The sequence below is a fragment of the uncultured Bacteroides sp. genome (assembly GCF_958445495.1).
In the GTDB taxonomy this organism is placed as follows: domain Bacteria; phylum Bacteroidota; class Bacteroidia; order Bacteroidales; family Bacteroidaceae; genus Bacteroides.
Map to the genome: position 1 here is coordinate 1 of NZ_CAUCSQ010000041.1, position 19,323 is coordinate 19,323.

At 46.4% G+C, this 19,323-nt stretch carries 15 protein-coding genes and 1 riboswitch; of the genes, 8 read left to right on the forward strand and 7 right to left on the reverse strand.

Going from position 1 to position 19,323, the window contains the following annotated elements; all coding sequences use genetic code 11:
- Positions 1-35 precede the first annotated feature (35 nt).
- The 3 genes from Q5076_RS13375 to Q5076_RS13385 form a co-directional block, all read right to left on the reverse strand.
- Complete coding sequence (locus Q5076_RS13375; protein WP_303014103.1) at positions 36-1,694, reverse strand: NAD(P)/FAD-dependent oxidoreductase; 1,659 nt, start codon at positions 1,692-1,694, stop codon at positions 36-38.
- Positions 1,695-1,938: 244 nt separating this feature from the next.
- Entirely contained in the window at positions 1,939-3,306 is a 1,368-nt protein-coding gene (gene radA / locus Q5076_RS13380) for a DNA repair protein RadA (RefSeq protein ID WP_303014104.1), read from the reverse strand.
- An 87-nt stretch (positions 3,307-3,393) separates the two neighbouring features.
- Positions 3,394-4,431, reverse strand: a complete 1,038-nt coding sequence (locus Q5076_RS13385; protein ID WP_303014105.1) for an asparaginase — start codon at positions 4,429-4,431, stop codon at positions 3,394-3,396.
- A gap of 398 nt (positions 4,432-4,829) precedes the next feature.
- Between Q5076_RS13385 and thrA the strand changes: the two genes are divergently transcribed.
- From thrA to Q5076_RS13410, 5 genes are all read left to right on the forward strand, one after another.
- Positions 4,830-7,265, forward strand: coding sequence for a bifunctional aspartate kinase/homoserine dehydrogenase I (thrA, locus tag Q5076_RS13390; RefSeq protein WP_303014106.1), 2,436 nt, complete (start codon positions 4,830-4,832; stop codon positions 7,263-7,265).
- 6 nt (positions 7,266-7,271) lie between these two features.
- On the forward strand, positions 7,272-8,480 hold the full coding sequence (locus Q5076_RS13395; RefSeq protein WP_303014107.1) for a cofactor-independent phosphoglycerate mutase: 1,209 nt from the start codon (positions 7,272-7,274) through the stop codon (positions 8,478-8,480).
- A gap of 15 nt (positions 8,481-8,495) precedes the next feature.
- Positions 8,496-9,797: a threonine synthase gene (gene thrC / locus Q5076_RS13400; protein WP_303014108.1), complete on the forward strand. Its 1,302-nt coding sequence runs from the start codon at positions 8,496-8,498 to the stop codon at positions 9,795-9,797.
- Positions 9,798-10,349: 552 nt separating this feature from the next.
- On the forward strand, positions 10,350-11,570 hold the full coding sequence (locus tag Q5076_RS13405; protein WP_303014109.1) for an OmpA family protein: 1,221 nt from the start codon (positions 10,350-10,352) through the stop codon (positions 11,568-11,570).
- A gap of 15 nt (positions 11,571-11,585) precedes the next feature.
- Positions 11,586-12,749 (forward strand): hypothetical protein, encoded by a 1,164-nt coding sequence (locus Q5076_RS13410; RefSeq protein WP_303014110.1) that lies wholly within the window; start codon positions 11,586-11,588, stop codon positions 12,747-12,749.
- Between the two features lie 139 nt (positions 12,750-12,888).
- Here Q5076_RS13410 and Q5076_RS13415 read toward each other — a convergent pair whose 3' ends face one another.
- Both Q5076_RS13415 and pnuC read right to left on the reverse strand, forming a co-directional pair.
- Complete coding sequence (locus Q5076_RS13415) at positions 12,889-13,533, reverse strand: thiamine diphosphokinase (RefSeq protein WP_303014127.1); 645 nt, start codon at positions 13,531-13,533, stop codon at positions 12,889-12,891.
- A complete protein-coding gene (pnuC, locus tag Q5076_RS13420; protein ID WP_303014111.1) occupies positions 13,530-14,135 on the reverse strand; it encodes a nicotinamide riboside transporter PnuC in 606 nt (201 codons plus the stop codon). Before pnuC ends, Q5076_RS13415 begins: the two co-directional genes overlap by 4 nt.
- Before the next feature lie 42 nt (positions 14,136-14,177).
- A riboswitch (TPP riboswitch) is annotated at positions 14,178-14,274 on the reverse strand.
- A 128-nt stretch (positions 14,275-14,402) separates the two neighbouring features.
- On the opposite strand from pnuC, the gene Q5076_RS13425 reads away from it, so the two are divergent.
- A complete protein-coding gene (locus tag Q5076_RS13425) occupies positions 14,403-15,314 on the forward strand; it encodes a mechanosensitive ion channel family protein (protein WP_303014112.1) in 912 nt (303 codons plus the stop codon).
- Positions 15,315-15,493: 179 nt separating this feature from the next.
- Here the strand turns inward: Q5076_RS13425 and Q5076_RS13430 are convergent, their stop codons facing one another.
- Positions 15,494-15,733, reverse strand: a complete 240-nt coding sequence (locus Q5076_RS13430; RefSeq protein WP_303014113.1) for a hypothetical protein — start codon at positions 15,731-15,733, stop codon at positions 15,494-15,496.
- Positions 15,734-15,808: 75 nt separating this feature from the next.
- Entirely contained in the window at positions 15,809-17,095 is a 1,287-nt protein-coding gene (locus Q5076_RS13435; RefSeq protein WP_303014114.1) for an O-acetylhomoserine aminocarboxypropyltransferase/cysteine synthase family protein, read from the reverse strand.
- A gap of 177 nt (positions 17,096-17,272) precedes the next feature.
- Between Q5076_RS13435 and Q5076_RS13440 the strand changes: the two genes are divergently transcribed.
- Positions 17,273-17,743, forward strand: coding sequence for an Lrp/AsnC family transcriptional regulator (locus Q5076_RS13440; RefSeq protein ID WP_303014115.1), 471 nt, complete (start codon positions 17,273-17,275; stop codon positions 17,741-17,743).
- Between the two features lie 174 nt (positions 17,744-17,917).
- Complete coding sequence (locus Q5076_RS13445) at positions 17,918-19,279, forward strand: MATE family efflux transporter (protein WP_303014116.1); 1,362 nt, start codon at positions 17,918-17,920, stop codon at positions 19,277-19,279.
- The last annotated feature ends 44 nt before the right edge of the window (positions 19,280-19,323 follow it).

Genomic DNA, 19,323 nt, shown 5'->3' on the forward strand with positions numbered 1-19,323 from the left:
GAACCATATAAACAACTGTACTACAATATTTTAATTTATAGAACTCCTCTTAAGTAATTAGCAACGGCTTCTGCGCATCTTTCTCCGTCTATCCCCGCCGAAACAATTCCTCCTGCATAGCCTGCACCTTCTCCGCAAGGGAACAGTCCGCGAACGGTTACATGCTGTAAAGTATCCTTGTCTCTCAGGATACGGACGGGGGAAGAAGTGCGGGTTTCCACACCAATCATAACCGCTTCGTTAGTCAGAAAACCGTGACTGCTGCGTCCGAACTGTTGGAAACCGAGCGACAATCTTTTACTGATAAACTCCGGCATCCAGAAATGCAAAGGAGAAGAGATGAGTCCCGGACTGTAAGAAGACGCCGGCAGGTCATAACTGAGTTTTTTACGGGTGAAATCCACCATACGTTGTGCCGGAGCCGTTTGCCGTCTGCCACCTTGCAACCAGCATTGGCGTTCTAATTCTTCCTGAAAACGAAGGACGGGCAGTAACTGTGAATTGATTTCAGAAAGCCGCGAGTCTTTTAAATCAGGATTGAGCGCAAGCAATTGTTCTTTTTGTTTAAGGACCGATTCATCGTTTTCTGTCTTTAAATCTGTCTTCTCCAAATCCTCAGGCCGTATTTCTACCACCATTCCCGAATTACTCCAACGTGACCCCCGGTTGGAAGGAGACATGCCGTTCACCACCACTTGTTCCGGTCCGCTGGCCGCAGGAACGATAAATCCGCCCGGACACATGCAGAAACTATATACTCCTCTGTTTTCTGCCTGAGTGACGAAGCTATATTCGGCGGCAGGCAGGTATTTGCCTTTTCCGTTTTTGTTATGATACTGTATTCGGTCAATCAATATCGCCGGATGTTCCAGGCGAACGCCCACGGCGATTCCCTTTGCCTCAATCGTTACGTTATTTGCCGCCAGCCAGCGATACACATCCCTTGCGGAATGTCCCGTTGCCAGTATTACAGGACCGAGAAAAGTCTTCCCCGTGTTAGTTTCGATACCTTTGATTTCATTCTTTTCGATAATCAGCGCATCCATTCTTGTCCGGAAATGCACTTCTCCGCCACATTCGATAATTGTGTTCCTCATGTTTTCGATGACGCGCGGCAGCTTGTCCGTTCCGATATGCGGATGCGCATCGGCTAATATCGCTGCAGAGGCCCCGTGTTGGCAAAATACATTTAATATTTTATCCACATTTCCTCTTTTTTTGCTACGGGTATAAAGTTTTCCGTCCGAATAAGCGCCTGCCCCTCCCTCTCCGAAACTGTAGTTTGATTCTGGGTCTACAATATGTTCCCTGCTGATTTGCGCCAAGTCTTTTTTCCGTTCGCGTACATCTTTCCCACGTTCAACGATGACCGGGCGTAGTCCGAGTTCGATAAGACGCAAGGCGGCAAACAGTCCGCCGGGCCCTGCACCGACTACGATTACTTGCGGCTTTCCCTCCACATTATTATATACGGTGGGTTCGTATTCATTTTCCTCAGGCATTTCATTGATGTAAACCCGTACTTTCAGATTGACGAAGATAGTCCGCTGACGCGCGTCTATGCTTCGTTTCAGGATTCGGGCAGCAGTAATATCATGCAGGTTGACGCCTTTCTCTTTAGAGAGATATTCTTTCAACCGCTGTTCGTTTGCAGCGGTTTCGGGAAGAAGGCGGAGTTGGTATTCTTGTATCATAAGATAAAATGCGAATTGTGCGGATTTGGTTTTGAAAAATAATAGTATCTGCCGGAACACATTGCTAAGTTCATGGCATAGGCGGCTCCTGTCTTTGTTTTCCAATCATCCGGAACCGGTTTCTTTACATGTGTTAGATGCATGTCCGACAGTTACAGATAGTAATTCGTTTGCTTTTTCAATGATGTAATCCATATGATTCATATTGCTTTTTGTATGAGCCGGCGTGTCCCGCATCCCTATTCTACCCGAATAGCATCCTGAACGCCTCTTCCACTTTCCTTACCGGTATCAGTTCTATTTTCAGTTTTTTCGTATCGATTCCCTGCAAGTTGTATTTAGGCAACAGGAAACGTTTGAAACCGAGTTTTTCCGCCTCTCCGATACGTTGCTCGATGCGGTTTACCGGACGTATTTCCCCTGACAGTCCGATTTCTCCGGCCATACAGACTTCCGGTTCGACGGCTGCATCCATGTTGGAAGAAAGGATGGCGCTGATAACGGAGAGGTCGATGGCCGGGTCATTAACTTTCAGACCTCCGGCGATGTTCAGAAACACATCTTTCTGGGCAAGTTTGAAACCTACCCGTTTTTCAAGTACCGCCAGGAGCATATTCATTCTTCTTATATCGAATCCGGTTGCCGAACGTTGGGGATTGCCGTAGACAGCCGAACTGACTAAAGCCTGCGTCTCAATCAGAAACGGGCGTACACCTTCAATGGCGGAAGCGATGGCAATGCCGCTCATTCCTTCATGGTCTTGGCTAAGCAGTAATTCCGAAGGGTTGCTCACTTGCCGTAATCCGTCTTGCCGCATTTCGTAAATCCCCAGTTCGGCCGTACTCCCGAAACGGTTTTTGATACTGCGCAGGATGCGGTACATATAATGCTGGTCTCCTTCAAATTGAAGGACAGTGTCTACGATATGCTCCAGGACTTTGGGCCCTGCGATACTTCCTTCTTTGTTGATATGCCCGATAAGCAAGACCGGCGTGTGAGTCTCTTTCGCAAAACGGAGGATGGAAGCCGAACATTCCCTTACCTGCGCGATGCTTCCGGGAGACGATTCGATGGTTTCCGTCGAAATCGTCTGTATGGAATCGATAATGACTAAGTCCGGATTCGTATTCTTGATATGGACGTAAATCTGTTCGAGTGAGGTCTCGCAAACGATGAGACAATCGCTGGAAACTTCGGAAAGACGGTCGGCACGTAACTTTAATTGCCGTGCGCTTTCCTCGCCGGATACGTAGAGTATTTTCTTTTCCGGCATGCGGAGCACGGTCTGCATGACGAGTGTAGATTTGCCGATTCCCGGTTCTCCTCCAATCAGAACCAGCGAGCCCGGAACAAGCCCGCCGCCCAATACACGGTTCAGCTCATCATCGTGCATGTTGATTCGCGGTTCGTCATCCGCTTCTATCTCACTGAGAATAACCGGTCTGGGTTTCTGCGTCTCTATGCCCGATACCGGGCGGCGATTGGGCTGCTCTTTCCGTACGATTTCCTCAACATACGTATTCCATTCTCCGCATGACGGGCATTTGCCCACCCATTTGGGTGACTCTTGCCCGCAATTGCTGCATATATATACGGTTTTTTCTTTTGCCATTGGGATTCTTATTTTTGCAGGATACAAAAATAGGGATAATTTATTAGAAATGAGTTATCCCGGTCCGACAGAAATATGAAGACGTTCTTACAGAGTTATCTCTCCGGCTATCGACCGGTTCATCCGGTCGCGTACTTCGTCCGGCGTGTAACCGTGGCCCAGTAAAAACATTAGTTTGGTGACGGCCGATTCTGTCGTGCTGTCATATCCGGAGACGACTCCCGCCTGCAACAGTTGATAGCCTGTTTCGTAACGCTCCATTTCCACAGTGCCTGCACTGCATTGCGTCACATTGACAACAATGATTCCCCGTGCGCTGGCCTGGCAAAGCAACCGGATAAACCATTCCTTTCGGGGAGCGTTGCCAGAACCGTACGTTTCGAGTACGACTGCTTTCAACCCCTCTATTTTCAAGATGGCGGCGACGACATTCTCTTGAATGCCGGGAAAAAGTTTCAGTACCACCACATTGGTGTCCAGTAGATAATGAGGTTTCAACTCCCGTCTTTCCCCATTCACATGAATCTGCACATTATTATATTTGATGTGAATTCCCGCTTCTGCCAGCACCGGATAATTAAACGAACGGAAAGCATTGAAATTCTCGGCGTTTATTTTAGTCGTGCGATTTCCCCGCATCAGGTGGTTTTCGAAAAAGATGCATACTTCCGGCACAAGCGCTTTCCCCTCTTTGTTTTGTGCGACGGCGATTTCGATACTCGTCATCAGGTTCTCCTTTCCGTCTGTACGAAGCACTCCTATCGGAAGTTGCGAGCCCGTTAAAATGACAGGCTTGTCCAATCCCTCCAGCATAAAGCTCAGGGCCGATGCGGTGTATGCCATCGTGTCCGTTCCATGTAGAATGACAAAACCGTGGTAACGGCTGTAATTTTCATGAATGATACGTACCAGTCTCCGCCACATATCCGGTTCCATGTCGGAAGAGTCCATCGGGGGCTCGAACTGATAAGTGTCGATGGGAAAGTTGAATTTCTGCAATTCGGGGACATGTTTCTGGAGCTGTTCAAAGTTAAAGCTCTCCAAAGCGCCGGTTGCGGCGTTTTCAATCATACCGATTGTTCCGCCGGTGTAAATTAACAATACGGAAGTATTTAATGGGTCCATAAGCGGTTTTTATGCATTTATTCCCGCAAATATAATAATAGATTTGATATATAAGTGACAAAATGCCATAAAAGTGTACGAGGTTTACAGAATGCCGGGAATATGAAAGATTCTTTTTATTAGAAAAAAACGGAAAAAAGTGATAGATTGAATGTTTTTATTATTACTTTTGCGACACTTATCAAAAACAAAAGTAGAAACAAGGACTATGATGAAGTACTATCCACATACAGTCACATCCATGTGCACCATGACCCTTAGGGGTTGAGGGATAGTATTTGTGTATCTACGTGATTCACGCCTGTGTAAGTAGGCAAAATTCAAAAGCATTTTTCGTAACAACTAATTTTGTTCTGTAAAAGTCATATCCAGAACATAGCATTAAAATAAGTATCTTCATGAAAGTAATGAAATTCGGCGGAACATCCGTAGGTTCCGTGAACAGCATTTTAAACGTAAAGAGAATTGTAGAGTCGGCCGGTGAGCCGGTTATCGTAGTTGTTTCCGCGTTGGGAGGCATCACAGACAAATTGATAAACACGTCGAAGATGGCGGCGGCCGGAGATTCGTCCTACGAAGGTGAGTTTCGTGAGATTGTCTATCGCCATGTGGAACTGATTAAAGAAGTGATTCCCGCCGGTAAGGGACAAGTGGCGTTGCAACGTCAAATCGGCGAACTGCTGAATGAACTGAAAGATATTTTTCAAGGTATCTATTTGATAAAAGACCTTTCCCCGAAAACCTCGGATACGATAGTAAGCTACGGCGAACGTCTGTCCTCCATCATTGCCGCCGAATTGATTGAAGGTGCGGAATGGTTTGATTCGCGTACTTTTATCAAAACGGAAAAGAAACATAATAAACATACGATTGATGCTGACCTGACAAACAAGCTGGTGAAAGAAACCTTCAGCTCTGTTCCGAAAGTAGCTTTAGTGCCGGGATTCATCTCTTCCGACAAGACAACCGGAGAAGTGACCAATCTGGGACGCGGCGGTTCAGACTATACGGCTGCGATTATCGCTGCGGCGCTGGATGCCGACAGCCTGGAAATCTGGACGGATGTAGACGGCTTTATGACTGCCGATCCGCGTGTGATTTCAACAGCCTATACGATTACGGAATTAAGCTATGTCGAAGCGACCGAGCTTTGTAATTTCGGTGCGAAAGTCGTTTATCCCCCTACCATTTATCCGGTCTGTCACAAGAATATCCCCATCCTTATAAAGAATACATTCAATCCGGACGGAGTAGGGACAATTATCAGGCAAGAAGTTTCCAATCCGCAAAGCAAAGCCATTAAGGGAATTTCTTCCATCAATGATACTAGCCTGATTACTGTCCAGGGATTAGGTATGGTCGGTGTGATTGGCGTGAACTACCGTATATTCAAAGCTTTGGCAAAGAACGGAATCAGCGTGTTCCTCGTTTCTCAGGCATCGTCGGAGAACAGTACATCCATCGGTGTGCGGAATGCCGATGCCGATTTGGCTTGTGAAGTATTGAACGAAGAATTTGCGAAAGAGATAGAAATGGGAGAGATTTCCCCGATTCTTGCGGAAAGAAACTTGGCGACGGTTGCCATCGTCGGTGAGAACATGAAACATACGCCCGGTATTGCAGGTAAGCTGTTCGGAACGCTGGGACGCAACGGCATTAACGTGATAGCCTGTGCACAGGGAGCATCGGAAACCAATATTTCTTTTGTGGTCGATTCGAAATCGTTGCGTAAATCGCTGAATGTAATTCACGACTCCTTCTTCTTGTCCGAATATCAAGTCTTGAACCTGTTTATCTGCGGCATCGGTACGGTAGGTGGCAGCCTAGTGGAACAAATCCGTTGCCAGCAGCAAAAACTGATGATAGAGAACGGGCTGAAATTACATGTGGTAGGTATCATTGATGCGGCAAAGGCAATGTTCAGCCGTGACGGATTCGATTTGACTAACTTCCGTGAAGAACTGAAACAAAAAGGTAAAGACAGCAGCCTGCAGGTAATTCGTGATGAAATAATCGGAATGAATATCTTTAACTCCGTGTTTGTCGATTGTACAGCCAGTCCGGATATCGCTTCGCTTTACAAAGACCTTCTGCAACACAATATTTCCGTGGTAGCCGCCAATAAAATTGCAGCGTCCTCAGCTTATGAAAACTATCGCGAGTTGAAAACCATCGCCCGTCAGCGTGGCGTGAAATACCTGTTTGAGACAAACGTCGGTGCGGGGCTCCCGATTATCAATACAATCAACGACTTGATTCATAGCGGTGACAAAATATTGAAAATTGAAGCGGTGCTTTCCGGTACGCTGAATTACATTTTCAATAAAATCAGCGCCGATATTCCATTCAGCCGTACGATTAAGATGGCGCAGGAAGAACGCTATTCCGAACCCGACCCGCGTATCGACCTGAGCGGGAAAGACGTAATCCGCAAGCTGGTGATTCTGGCGCGTGAAGCCGGTTACCGTATCGAACAGGAAGATGTGGAGAAAAACCTCTTCGTGCCGGACGACTTTTTCGAAGGTTCTCTGGATGACTTCTGGAAACGGGTGCCGAGCCTCGATGCGGATTTTGAAGCCCGTCGTCAGGTATTGGAGAAAGAGCATAAACACTGGAGATTTGTTGCCCGGCTGGAAGATGGAAAAGCCTCTGTCGGCCTGCAGGAAGTAGAAGCCAGCCATCCGTTCTACGGGTTGGAAGGCAGTAATAACATCATCCTGCTGACTACCGAACGCTATAAGGAATATCCGATGATGATTCAGGGATACGGTGCCGGCGCCGGTGTGACGGCAGCCGGAGTCTTTGCCGATATAATGAGTATTGCAAACGTTTAATGCCTTATGAAACACATTATTATATTAGGTGACGGAATGGCCGACTGGCCGGTGAAGTCATTAGGGGACAAGACGCTCCTGCAATATGCGAAAACGCCTTATATGGACAAGCTTGCCCGAATGGGACGTGTAGGACGGTTGGTTACCGTAGCCGAAGGTTTTCATCCGGGCAGTGAAGTAGCCAATATGTCCGTGCTGGGATATAATCTTCCGAAAGTGTATGAAGGGCGCGGGCCTCTGGAAGCCGCCAGTATCGGTGTCGATTTGCAGCCGGGAGAGATGGCGATGCGCTGCAACCTGATTTGCGTGGAAGGGGAGATTCTGAAAAACCATTCTTCCGGACACATCTCCACAGAAGAAGCCGATGTGCTGATTCGCTATCTTCAGGAGAAACTGGGAAATGAGCGCGTGCGTTTCCACACGGGAGTACAATATCGTCACCTGTTAGTAATCAAAGGCGGCAATAAGGAACTTGACTGTACACCTCCGCATGATGTGCCGTTAAAGCCTTTCCGCCCGTTGATGGTGAAACCTTTAGTTCCCGAAGCGCGGGATACGGCAGATTTGATTAACGGCTTGATATTGGAGTCACAGGAATTGCTGAAAAATCATCCGTTGAATTTGAAGCGGATGGCGGAAGGTAAGGACCCGGCAAACAGCATTTGGCCCTGGAGCCCCGGCTATCGTCCGCAGATGCCTCTTTTTTCCGAAACATTCCCGCAAGTAAAAAAAGGAGCGGTCATCTCGGCTGTCGATTTGATAAACGGAATCGGTTATTATGCCGGTCTGCGCCGTATTCCGGTTGAAGGAGCCACCGGTCTTTATGATACGAATTATGAAAATAAAGTAGCTGCCGCTCTGGAAGCCCTGAAAACAGACGATTTTGTTTACCTCCATATCGAAGCCAGCGATGAGGCGGGCCATGAAGGAGATATCGACTTGAAACTCTTGACTATCGAAAACCTTGATAAACGTGCCGTAGGACCGATTTATAAAGCGGTGAAAGACTGGGACGAACCGGTGGCGATTGCCGTGTTGCCCGACCATCCTACACCCTGCGAACTCCGTACACATACTGCCGAGCCTATTCCGTTCCTTATCTGGTATCCGGGGATTGAGCCGGACGAGGTGCAGGCCTATGATGAAATATCCGCCTGCAACGGCAGTTACGGCGTGTTGAAAGAAGACGAGTTTATAAAAGAATTCATGAAATAAGCCAATCATAAGATTATGAGATATTATAGTACGAACAAACAAGCGCCGGAGGCTTCTTTGCAGGAAGCTGTGGTGAAAGGCCTTGCTGCGGACAAAGGGCTGTTTATGCCTGTGGCCATCAAGCCGCTTCCGCAAGATTTTTACGATACGATTGACAGTTTGTCTTTTCAGGAAATAGCTTATCGCGTAGCCGATGCCTTTTTCGGCGAAGACGTTCCGGCAGATACGCTGAAACAGATTGTATATGCTACATTGAGCTTTGATGTGCCTTTGGTGAAGGTATCTGAGAATATTTATTCGCTCGAACTTTTCCACGGTCCCACATTGGCTTTCAAAGATGTAGGCGGTCGTTTTATGGCGCGGCTGCTCGGCTACTTCATCAAAAAGGAAGGACAGAAGAAGGTAAATGTGCTGGTAGCTACTTCCGGTGATACGGGAAGTGCGGTAGCCAACGGATTCTTAGGAGTAGAAGGTATTCATGTATATGTACTGTATCCGAAAGGGAAAGTCAGCGAAATACAGGAAAAACAATTCACCACGCTGGGACAAAATATTACCGCCCTCGAAGTGGACGGAACGTTTGATGATTGCCAGGCATTGGTAAAAGCGGCTTTTATGGATAAAGAGCTGAACGAACACCTGTCGTTGACTTCCGCCAATTCCATCAATGTGGCGCGTTTCCTGCCGCAGGCGTTCTATTATTTCTATGCTTATGCCCAACTGAAACGTGCCGGGAAAGCAGACAATGCGGTAATCTGTGTGCCTAGCGGTAATTTCGGGAACATCACAGCCGGTTTGTTCGGCAAGAAGATGGGATTGCCTGTCAAACGTTTCATTGCCGCCAACAACCGCAACGATATATTTTATCAATATCTGCAGACCGGCGAATATAATCCGCGTCCTTCCGTGGCTACCATCGCCAACGCAATGGATGTCGGTAATCCTAGCAATTTCGCCCGCGTGCTCGACTTGTACGGAGGTTCCCATGCCGCTATTTCTGCCGAGATTTCAGGAGCGGCTTATACGGACGAGCAGATTCGTGAAACAGTGAAAGAAACTTGGAGAACGTACCGTTATCTTCTGGACCCCCACGGAGCTTGCGGATACCGTGCTTTGGCGGAAGGCCTGAAACCGGGAGAGACAGGTATATTCCTTGAAACGGCTCATCCTGCCAAGTTCCTTGAAACCGTAGAAAGTATTATCGGCGAAACCGTGGAAATCCCTGCCAAATTGCAAGAGTTCATGAAAGGCGAGAAGAAGAGCCTGCCAATGACGAAAGAGTTTGCAGACTTTAAGAGATATCTGCTTACACTGTAATTTAAATCTCCGAATAGAATTCTGTGCCATCATGGAGGCAAGACTGTGCCACTGCGGTGGCATGCTTGTGCCTTCGCGATGGCACGGTTGTGCCTATAGGAAGGCATCAACTTGTTATGCAGCAATCCTGCGGTTCGTCGCATTGTTTCGTCCCGTGAATCGTTCTTAACCGGCAGATTGTTAATTTGCCGGAATTTCCGTTTGCTTTTTATCTCTATTCTTCCTATTTATAGGAAATGAAATGCGGATAATTGCTAAAAAGTGTGTATCTTTGCCGCCATAGCTGAAGGGAAGTGTCCTAAGGTGTTTTTATAATAGTGAAATAGTAAGAAGCGTTGTGCTTCATTCTTGTCAACGAAAACCTGAGAAATTTTCAACAGAGTACGAGAATGGCATGAGCGGTTCTCACGCATATAGCGTGGGTCTGCTGTCCATTTTGTACTCTCAGGTTTTCTCAGGACCTTCGTTGGCGAAGTGGCACGCAGTTCCACGCTTCTGTTTTTATAAATTCTGCCTTTAGGGACTGTAGACAGAACAAACGTATATTATTTTATGAAAGCAAGGAGTTTATTGTTTTTTTCCTTCTGCTGTTTGTCTTATTGGGCTATGGCGCAATCAGACGGTAAGTCTGACAGAGTGAGGTTGGGTGTAAAGGGAGGAGTCCATCTTTCCAATGCGCATTATTCGAATCTTGATTCGTACAGTCCGGACTGGATTTCCAACGGGGTCGGAGGAGTGTTTGCAGAATTTGATTTAGGAGAAAAGAGGAAGTTCACTATCCGTCCGGAAGTTCTTTTCCTTTCCCGTGGTACTGAAATAAAAGATGCCCGTCTTTTTTATAAGCTAAAGGCGAAATATACCGATTTCCGCATACCTTTGATTTATAATTTTTCTAATCCTTCTAAGGTGAGTCCCTATGTTTATGTAGCTCCTGTATTGGGAATTGCCGGAGGAGGGGAGATTAATTATACCGAATATGATGACGGGGAGAGGTATGAATGGACTCCTTTGGATATCAGTAATGCAAATCTTTCGAAAATAAATTTCAGTGTGGCGGCAGGAGTGGGAATCCGGATTCCCATTAAAATCACTTCCGAAAAAAGGATCCATCTGGCATTGGAGGCAAACTACCAATATGGCATAACGGATACTTACGGGAGTAAGGAAAAAGAGGGGGAAGCGATTGCTGTGAACCGTGCCATATATGATATCGCCGGTACGCGCAAATATCAAGGAATAGAGGTTACTGCAGCTTTATCCGTTCCTTTGAGCATTTTCAAAAAGGCGCCTGTAAAAGAAAAAGCCGTTCCTGTTGTTGAAACGCCTGTCGTAGTACGGGAAGCCGCTCCGGTCGTTATTGCAGCGGAAGAAGAAAAGCCGTGTTATACATTAGAGGAGATTCTGGATTTGGTTGTCGCTCAAAAACCGATTGCCGGAAAAACCATTTGTGCGATAGATGTCATTAATTTTGAATTCGGGAAAAGTGTCATAAATGTCAATTCGCATGCTTATCTTGACAAAATAGCCATGTTGATGCAAAGGACGAATCTGAGCATTGAGATTAAGGGACATACGGATAATGTAGGGAAGGAGGATTTCAATCTGGAGCTTTCCAGAAAAAGAGCGAAGGCCGTCTATGATTATTTGGTTAAAAAGGGCGCCAGTTCTTCCAAACTTTCTTATACTTATTATGGAATGACTAAACCGATAGCGTCCAATGATACGGAAGAGGGCAGACTGGTTAATCGTAGAGTAGAATTTGAAATCAAATAACAGGAGGATAAAAATATGAAAACAACATATCTATTGGCGGAACGGGCGAAAATGTGCCTGTTCACGTTGGTTTGTCTCTTTGCAATGTCAAGCTGTATTTCTGACGGGGATGAAACGGTGGTGCTGGAAACCGGAAATGCGCAGGCACGCAAAATGCTGCTGGGAGAGTGGAAATTGTCGTCCAAAACGGCGGTTGACGAGAATGGAAAAGAAATGTCCGAAGAAGATATTTCAAAAGAGCCTGTACTGGGATTTATGGATGACGGAAGCTGTACATTGACCTATCCTGACGGGAATAGTGTCAAGCGTGAATGGAGCCTGTCGGATGATTCTTATACGGTTTCCATTTCGGGGATACGTTATGAAATATACACGCTGGGAAAGAATATCCTGGTATTGATTATCGAATATGAGGATTATTACTTGAAATTTGTTTATCATAGGTTGTCTTCTCCTGAACCGGAAGAAGAAGGAGGAGAAATCGGAGGAACGGATGACAATAATCCGTATAAACCCTATTCCGCGCATTCTAAGGTTTCTAAAATCGTGGTGGACGGTACGGATGTTTATACTTTCGAGTACGATGCAAAAGGGCGCATTATGAAATATAAGACTCCGGGCAAGACTTATACATTTACTTATGAGGATGTTAAAGTATATTTGTGGCTGGACGGGAAAATCGTCAATACGGGTTTTGTCGGTTCCAACGGTTATTTGACTACGATGTGGAATGGAAACGATGCGACTAAGGGGGTGAGCACGTTTACTTACAATTCGAATAAGAATCTGGGTAAACTGGAATATAAGAGCAGCACTGCACAGAGCTGGACGCCGATTTATTCGGACGGTAACCTGACTTCTTTGTATAGCGACGGTTCCCATAACTTCACCTACACTTCTTCCGGCAATACTTTTTCTGTCGATTTGGACGGGTTCATCTCTGCCGTGTATCAGTGGGAATGGTTTATGCATGATGCGGAAGTTATTTGGGGATTGTTTGATTTTTACGGGAAAAGGTCGCAAAAACTCCTTTATACGGAGAATACCAGCCAATGGAACAATACCTTTACTTATTATTGGGCGGAAAGAGAGGATTTTACTTTGCGTATCACCCAAATTAGGAAAGGGCTGAATACTAATTTTGACAGGAGCTATAAGATTTATACTTCTGAGGATTAGCTGTCATGGTTTGTTATTGCCGTATGCCTAAAGGCAGGCGTTGATTGCCCTGTGAATTGAAAATGCAGATTGGCGCAAGGGAATTCGGAAATCCGCGAATGTTTGCGTTAATCTGCATTCCGGTGTGCGGACGGAATCTCTAATCTGTTTTTCCGGTTGAACGGTAGGCGAGGAATACGAGGTATTCTCCTATGCAACGGATGGTAAATTGGCCGGATACGGCTTCGTTCAGTGTGCCTTGCCACCAGTTCGTGAAGTCACTGAGCGGATAAACCAATCCTTCTCCTTTCAGTTCTTTTGCCTTGAAATTGAAGACAGATACTTGTTGGCCGGGATGCGATATAAAGGTTTGTGTGTCTTTGGCGGGGATAAATACGCCGTAATCGGTAAAAGTCCGTACTTCCATACCGTTTTCCATATAATCAATAAGCAGGCTGATGTTTCCCAATGTATGGTCTTCCCGTTTGCCGGTCGCCCCGACAATGGCGATTTTACGGTAACCTTTTTCCCACAGGAAACGGACAGCTTTGGTCTGGTCGTTTGTTTCCTGGTCGGTTATACGAAGGATGATGTCCGAGAAGCGTATTTTATTTTCTGCGGAAAGGGAATCGCCGTCGCCGATAATCATGTCGGGAATATGTCCGCGTGAGATATATTCGTTTGCCGCCCCGTCGCAACAAACTACGAATCGGGCGTTTTCCAGTATCCGTAAAGGCCGGGAGTCATTGGGATATTCGCCGTTGGCAAGTATCACGGCTTCGGGAGTGTAGTGTTCATTTATCATTGTATGCTCATTAATCTTTTCCATTTGAAGTAGCCGAAGACAGCTATAATAGAGTAAAGTCCGTACAAGGCGGAAGTGAAATAGAGGTCTTTGTAAATATAGAGCCCGCAACAAACGAGGTCTACGAAAATCCAGGCGAACCATTGTTCGATGTATTTGCGTGCCAGCATCCACATACCGACAATGCTCAATGCCGTGGTAAAACTGTCCAGCCACGGGACGTTGCTGTCCGTGTATTCGATAAGTATCCACGCAATACCGATGAAGGCGGCCGTGAATGCGAGCGATAACGGAAGATAGCATTTCCAAGGGGCATGTACGATGGGAAGAGCTGCGGATTCACCGGTGTCCGGGCAGTCTGTATTTTGTCTTTTCCTTTTCCGATGTCCCCATGTCCAAAAGCCCCATCCGTAAATAGCTGCTATCAGATAGTAGATGTTGATGCCGAAATCTGCATACAACCCTGCTTTATAATAGACGAAAATATAGACGGCGGGCATAACGATACCTGCCAGCCAAAGATAGATGCTTGCCCGGTATTCCAGCCATAGATAGGCCAGACCGACGATTGTACCGAATATTTCCAGAAAATCCAGTTCCATAGTCAGGTGTTGTTAAAAATGGAAGGATATGCGTCCTGTAACTGCTTATTAATTATAGTTCTCTACGCCGGCATTACCCGAATCAGATTCTATGGGTATGTTCTCAGCCCGTCATGTTAAGGCACCCCTGTCAGTGAATCGGCGGCAAAATTACGCCTTTTGCTTGAAGAATGCAAAAAAACTTTTAGATTTACTTAAAACAATGTAACTTTGCCGTTTGTTGAAAATAGCAAAACAACAATTTATTCAATTTAATACCTATCAATTATGTTACTATTATTTCAAGCAACAGCAACACAGGTTGCGGATTCCACACAAGTGGTCGCAGACGAGTTAATGGAACAGGCAATAGCTAATGCTGACGGTCTGGATAAGCTTTCGCTTATCACGCAGCAACTTCTGGATTTCGCTATCCGTGCCGGTGAGCGTATTCTTATTGCGGTGATTGTCTTTATCGTGGGACGTTTCCTTATCTCTATGCTCAACAGGTTCGTCGGACGTTTGATGGACAGGAGGAAAGTGGATATCAGCATCAAGACTTTTGTCAAGAGCCTGGTAAATATCACGCTGACTGTTCTGTTGATAATTTCCGTAGTCGGCGCTTTAGGGGTCGAAACGACTTCATTCGCGGCTTTGTTGGCATCTGCCGGTGTAGCTGTGGGCATGGCGTTGTCCGGAAATTTGCAGAACTTTGCGGGAGGGCTGATTGTACTGTTGTTCAAACCGTATAAAGTAGGTGACTGGATTGAGAGCCAGGGAGTTTCGGGAACGGTGAAGGAAATCCAGATTTTCCATACGATTCTGACTACTGCGGACAATAAGGTGATTTATATACCGAACGGTGCGATGAGTAGTGGCGTCGTGACAAACTATAATACGCAAACGACTCGCCGTGTGGAATGGATTGTGGGTATTGATTATGGAGAAGATTATGATAAAGTACAACAAATCGTACGTGATATATTGGCTGCCGACAAGCGTATTCTCGATGAGCCTGCTCCCTTTGTGGCTCTTCATGCGCTGGATGCCAGCAGCGTGAATGTCATTGCCCGCGTATGGGTGAATAGTGGAGATTATTGGGGAGTCTATTTCGACATAAACAAAGCGATTTACGAAACCTTCAATGAAAAAGGAATCAATTTCCCGTTCCCGCAGCTTACGGTACATCAGGGAAATTGATAATGCCTTTCGTCCGGCATGTATTTGGATGACGAGCCCGTCTCAAGCTTGATTGTGAGGATTGAAAGTCCTGCAGGTTGAAATTCTCTAAAGAAAAATCCCCTCGTTCCAGCCTCATATTGTCCTGATTGGAGGCTGGAGCGAGGGGATGGTTCTGTTTCAATTTGTATCTTATGTCTTTATCTTATACCGAAATCTTCGGCAAATTCATATCTGTCTTCTTTGATTCCTAGGATGCGATTGATTTTCCTTCTTTTCTCCAGGTCTTTAAAATAATCCTCTACGACTTGATAGAGGTCGAAGTTGGTGGTAGATCCTGCGGCCATATCGAGCGATTCCACCATTTTCTCTACCGCCTGACGGATTTTCTCTGCGTCTATCAGATGCAGTTCGTTGCTGTGTATTAAATATTTTTCCATGACTGCAATATTTTAATGTTATACTGTTATAACGCCTTGCAGTCATGGAAAGTTCAATTTTCCGCAGTTCGCTTTTTAGATTTTAGCGAGCGCTTGTTCCAGGTCGGCAATCAGGTCGTCGACGTGTTCGGTTCCGACGGATAAACGGACGGTTCCCGGATAAATCTCCTGTTCTGCAAGTTCTTCTGCATTGAGTTGAGAATGGGTTGTGCTCGCCGGGTGGATAACCAGAGATTTTACATCGGCTACGTTGGCTAACAGGGAGAAAATTTCCAGGCTGTCGATGAAACGGTGCGCTTCTTCCTGCCCGCCTTTTACCTCGAAGGTGAAGATGGAGCCCGCCCCTTGCGGGAAGTACCGGCGGTACAATGCATGAGCCGGATGGGAGGGTAGCGAAGGATGGTTTACTTTCTTGACTTTCGGATGGCTATTCAGGAATTTTACTACTTTCAATGCGTTTTCCACATGGCGTTCCACACGTAATGAAAGAGTCTCCAGACCTTGCAACAGAATAAATGCATTGAACGGGCTGATGGTAGCTCCGGTGTCGCGGAGCAGAACGGCACGGATACGGAGCAGGTAGGCTGCCGGCCCGGCGACATCGGTAAAGCGTACTCCATGATAACTTGGGTCGGGTTCTGTCAGTTGCGGAAACTTACCGGAAGCTTTCCAATCGAATTTACCGGAATCGACAATGACTCCTCCTAACGATGTCCCGTGGCCGCCGATAAATTTTGTGGCGGAATGGATGACGATATCCGCTCCGTGTTCGATGGGACGAATCAAATAGGGAGTACCGAACGTATTGTCGATAATTAAAGGAATTTGATGGCGGTGGGCGATTCCGGCTACGGCTTCAATATCGATTATATTTGAATTCGGGTTGCCTAGTGTTTCGATGAATATGGCTTTGGTATTTTCTCGGATGGCTTTCTCGAAATTGGATAAGTCGCTGGGGTCGATAAAAGTGGTCGTGACTCCGTAACCGGGCTGTGTGTGCGCCAGCAGGTTATAACTGCCTCCGTAAATTGTTTTGGCTGCAACGATGTGGTCGCCCGTACGGGTGATGTTTTCGAAGGCGTAAGTGATGGCGGCAGCGCCGGAAGCGACGGCCAGCCCTGCTATGCCTCCTTCGAGGGCAGCTACACGCTCTTCAAAGACTCCTTGGGTGGAATTGGTCAGGCGTCCGTAGATGTTTCCCGGTTCTTGCAGTCCGAATCGTGCGGCTGCATGGGCGGAGTTATGGAATACGTAGGAGGTTGTCTGGTAGATGGGAACTGCGCGGGCGTCTGTTGCCGGGTCTGCCTGTTCCTGGCCTACGTGGAGCTGCAATGTTTCGAAATGTAAGTTTTTTCTTTCCATAATGGTATATTTCTAGGAATTAATATTCTGTATTTATTTTCCTGCAAAGTTATGAGACGTAGAAATATCGAACAAGATATTGACGTAATACGGAAAATAATACTATATTTGTGCCTTTGTGTAGAATAAATTGTTTGTCCGGGTCTCGGATTTCACCTTTTAGGAGAATATTTTTCTATGGATACTTTTGATAGATTGGATAAGGTCGATTTGCAGATACTCCGCACTTTGCAGGAGAATGCACGGCTGACTACTAAAGAGCTGGCCGCACGGGTCAGCCTTTCGTCGACTCCTGTTTTTGAACGTCTTAAACGGCTTGAAAGCGGAGGGTATATAAAGAAGTACATTGCCGTATTGGATGCCGAGAAACTGAATCAAGGTTTTGTGGTGTTTTGCAGCGTGAAGCTCAGGCGGCTTAACAGGGATATTGCGGCGGAATTTACCCGTATCATACAGGATATTCCTGAAGTGACCGAATGTTATAATATATCGGGAGGTTATGATTATCTCTTGAAGATTCATGCTCCCAATATGAAATATTATCAGGAGTTTATTTTGAATGTGCTGGGAACCATTGAAAGTCTGGGCTCGCTGGAAAGTACTTTTGTGATGGCGGAGGTGAAACATCAGTACGGAATACATATCTGATTGGGCGGCTTTCCGGCATGGTTGTTGTGTGGCCGGTCATTGGGGACGGAATTTCAGTACGGAATCTTGCGGGATGAGGCGTATCGGGTTAAAATAAGAGATTATGGAAGGTTTAGAGGATGAGGTTAACCTGTTTTCTTGTAACTTTGCAGCCGGTTTTAAAAGGATTCGAGAATGGTAAATAAGTATGAAGAACGGTTGGGTACGGAACGTATGTTACCGCTCGTTTTTAAGATGGCGCTTCCGGCAGTGGCCGCACAATTTGTCAATTTGCTCTATAGTATCGTTGACCGTATATATATCGGGCATATTCCGGGAATCGGGACCGATGCGTTGGCAGGTGTGGGGGTTACCACTTCTCTTATCATACTTATTTCTTCTTTCTCGGCAATTGTCGGGGGCGGTGGCGCACCGTTGGCTGCCATAGCGCTTGGACAGGGCGACCGTATGCGCGCCGGAAAAATCCTGGGAAACGGTTTCATCCTGTTGATATTGTTCACTTTATTCACTTCTTTTGTGGCGTATGTCTTTATGGAGCCGATTTTGCTCTTTACGGGGGCGTCGGAGGCTACATTGGGGTATGCGGTCGATTATCTTTCCATTTATCTTCTGGGAACGCTGTTTGTGGAAATATCTACGGGGTTGAATGCTTTTATCAATGCGCAGGGACGCCCGGCTATTGCCATGTGTTCGGTATTAATCGGGGCTTTGCTGAATATCATTCTGGACCCGGTGTTTATTTTCGGGTTTGACATGGGGGTGAAAGGGGCTGCTTTGGCTACTATACTTTCTCAGGCTTGCAGTGCGGTGTGGGTGTTGAGTTTTCTTTTTTCCCGGCGTGCTTCTTTGCCGTTGGAAAAGCGTTATATGAACCTGGACCGGAAGATTATATTTGCCGTATTGGCTTTGGGTGTGTCTCCGTTCATCATGGCAAGTACGGAGAGCCTGGTCGGTTTTGTCCTGAACAGCAGCCTGAAGGTATTCGGAAATATTTATATCAGTGCACTGACTGTTTTACAAAGTGCGATGCAGTTTGCAAGCGTGCCTCTTACGGGATTTGCACAGGGTTTTGTCCCCATTGTGAGTTATAATTACGGTCACGGTGACAAGCAGCGTGTAAAAGAGTGTTTCCGTATTGTGTTGGTGACGATGTTCTCGTTTAATCTGGTGCTGATGCTTTTTATGATTTTCTGTCCTTCGGCTGTTGCGTCCGCCTTTACGAGTGATGAGAGGCTGATTGATACTGTCTGCTGGACAATGCCTGTCTTTCTGGGAGGCATGACGATTTTCGGATTGCAACGTGCTTGCCAGAACATGTTTGTGGCATTGGGACAGGCTAAAATATCTATCTTTATCGCTTTGTTGCGTAAGATTATCCTATTGATTCCGTTGGCGTTCGTATTGCCGCATTTTATGGGGGTGGCCGGAGTTTATGCGGCGGAAGCCGTGTCTGATGCGACAGCCGCTATTTGCTGTACTTTGTTATTCTTCTGGCAGTTTCCGAAGATTCTCGGAAAGGTCAAGGGGAGTGTTTAAGTATGGCCTGGAGCCGGGGATTGCCTCCGGCCCCTGTTACGTAT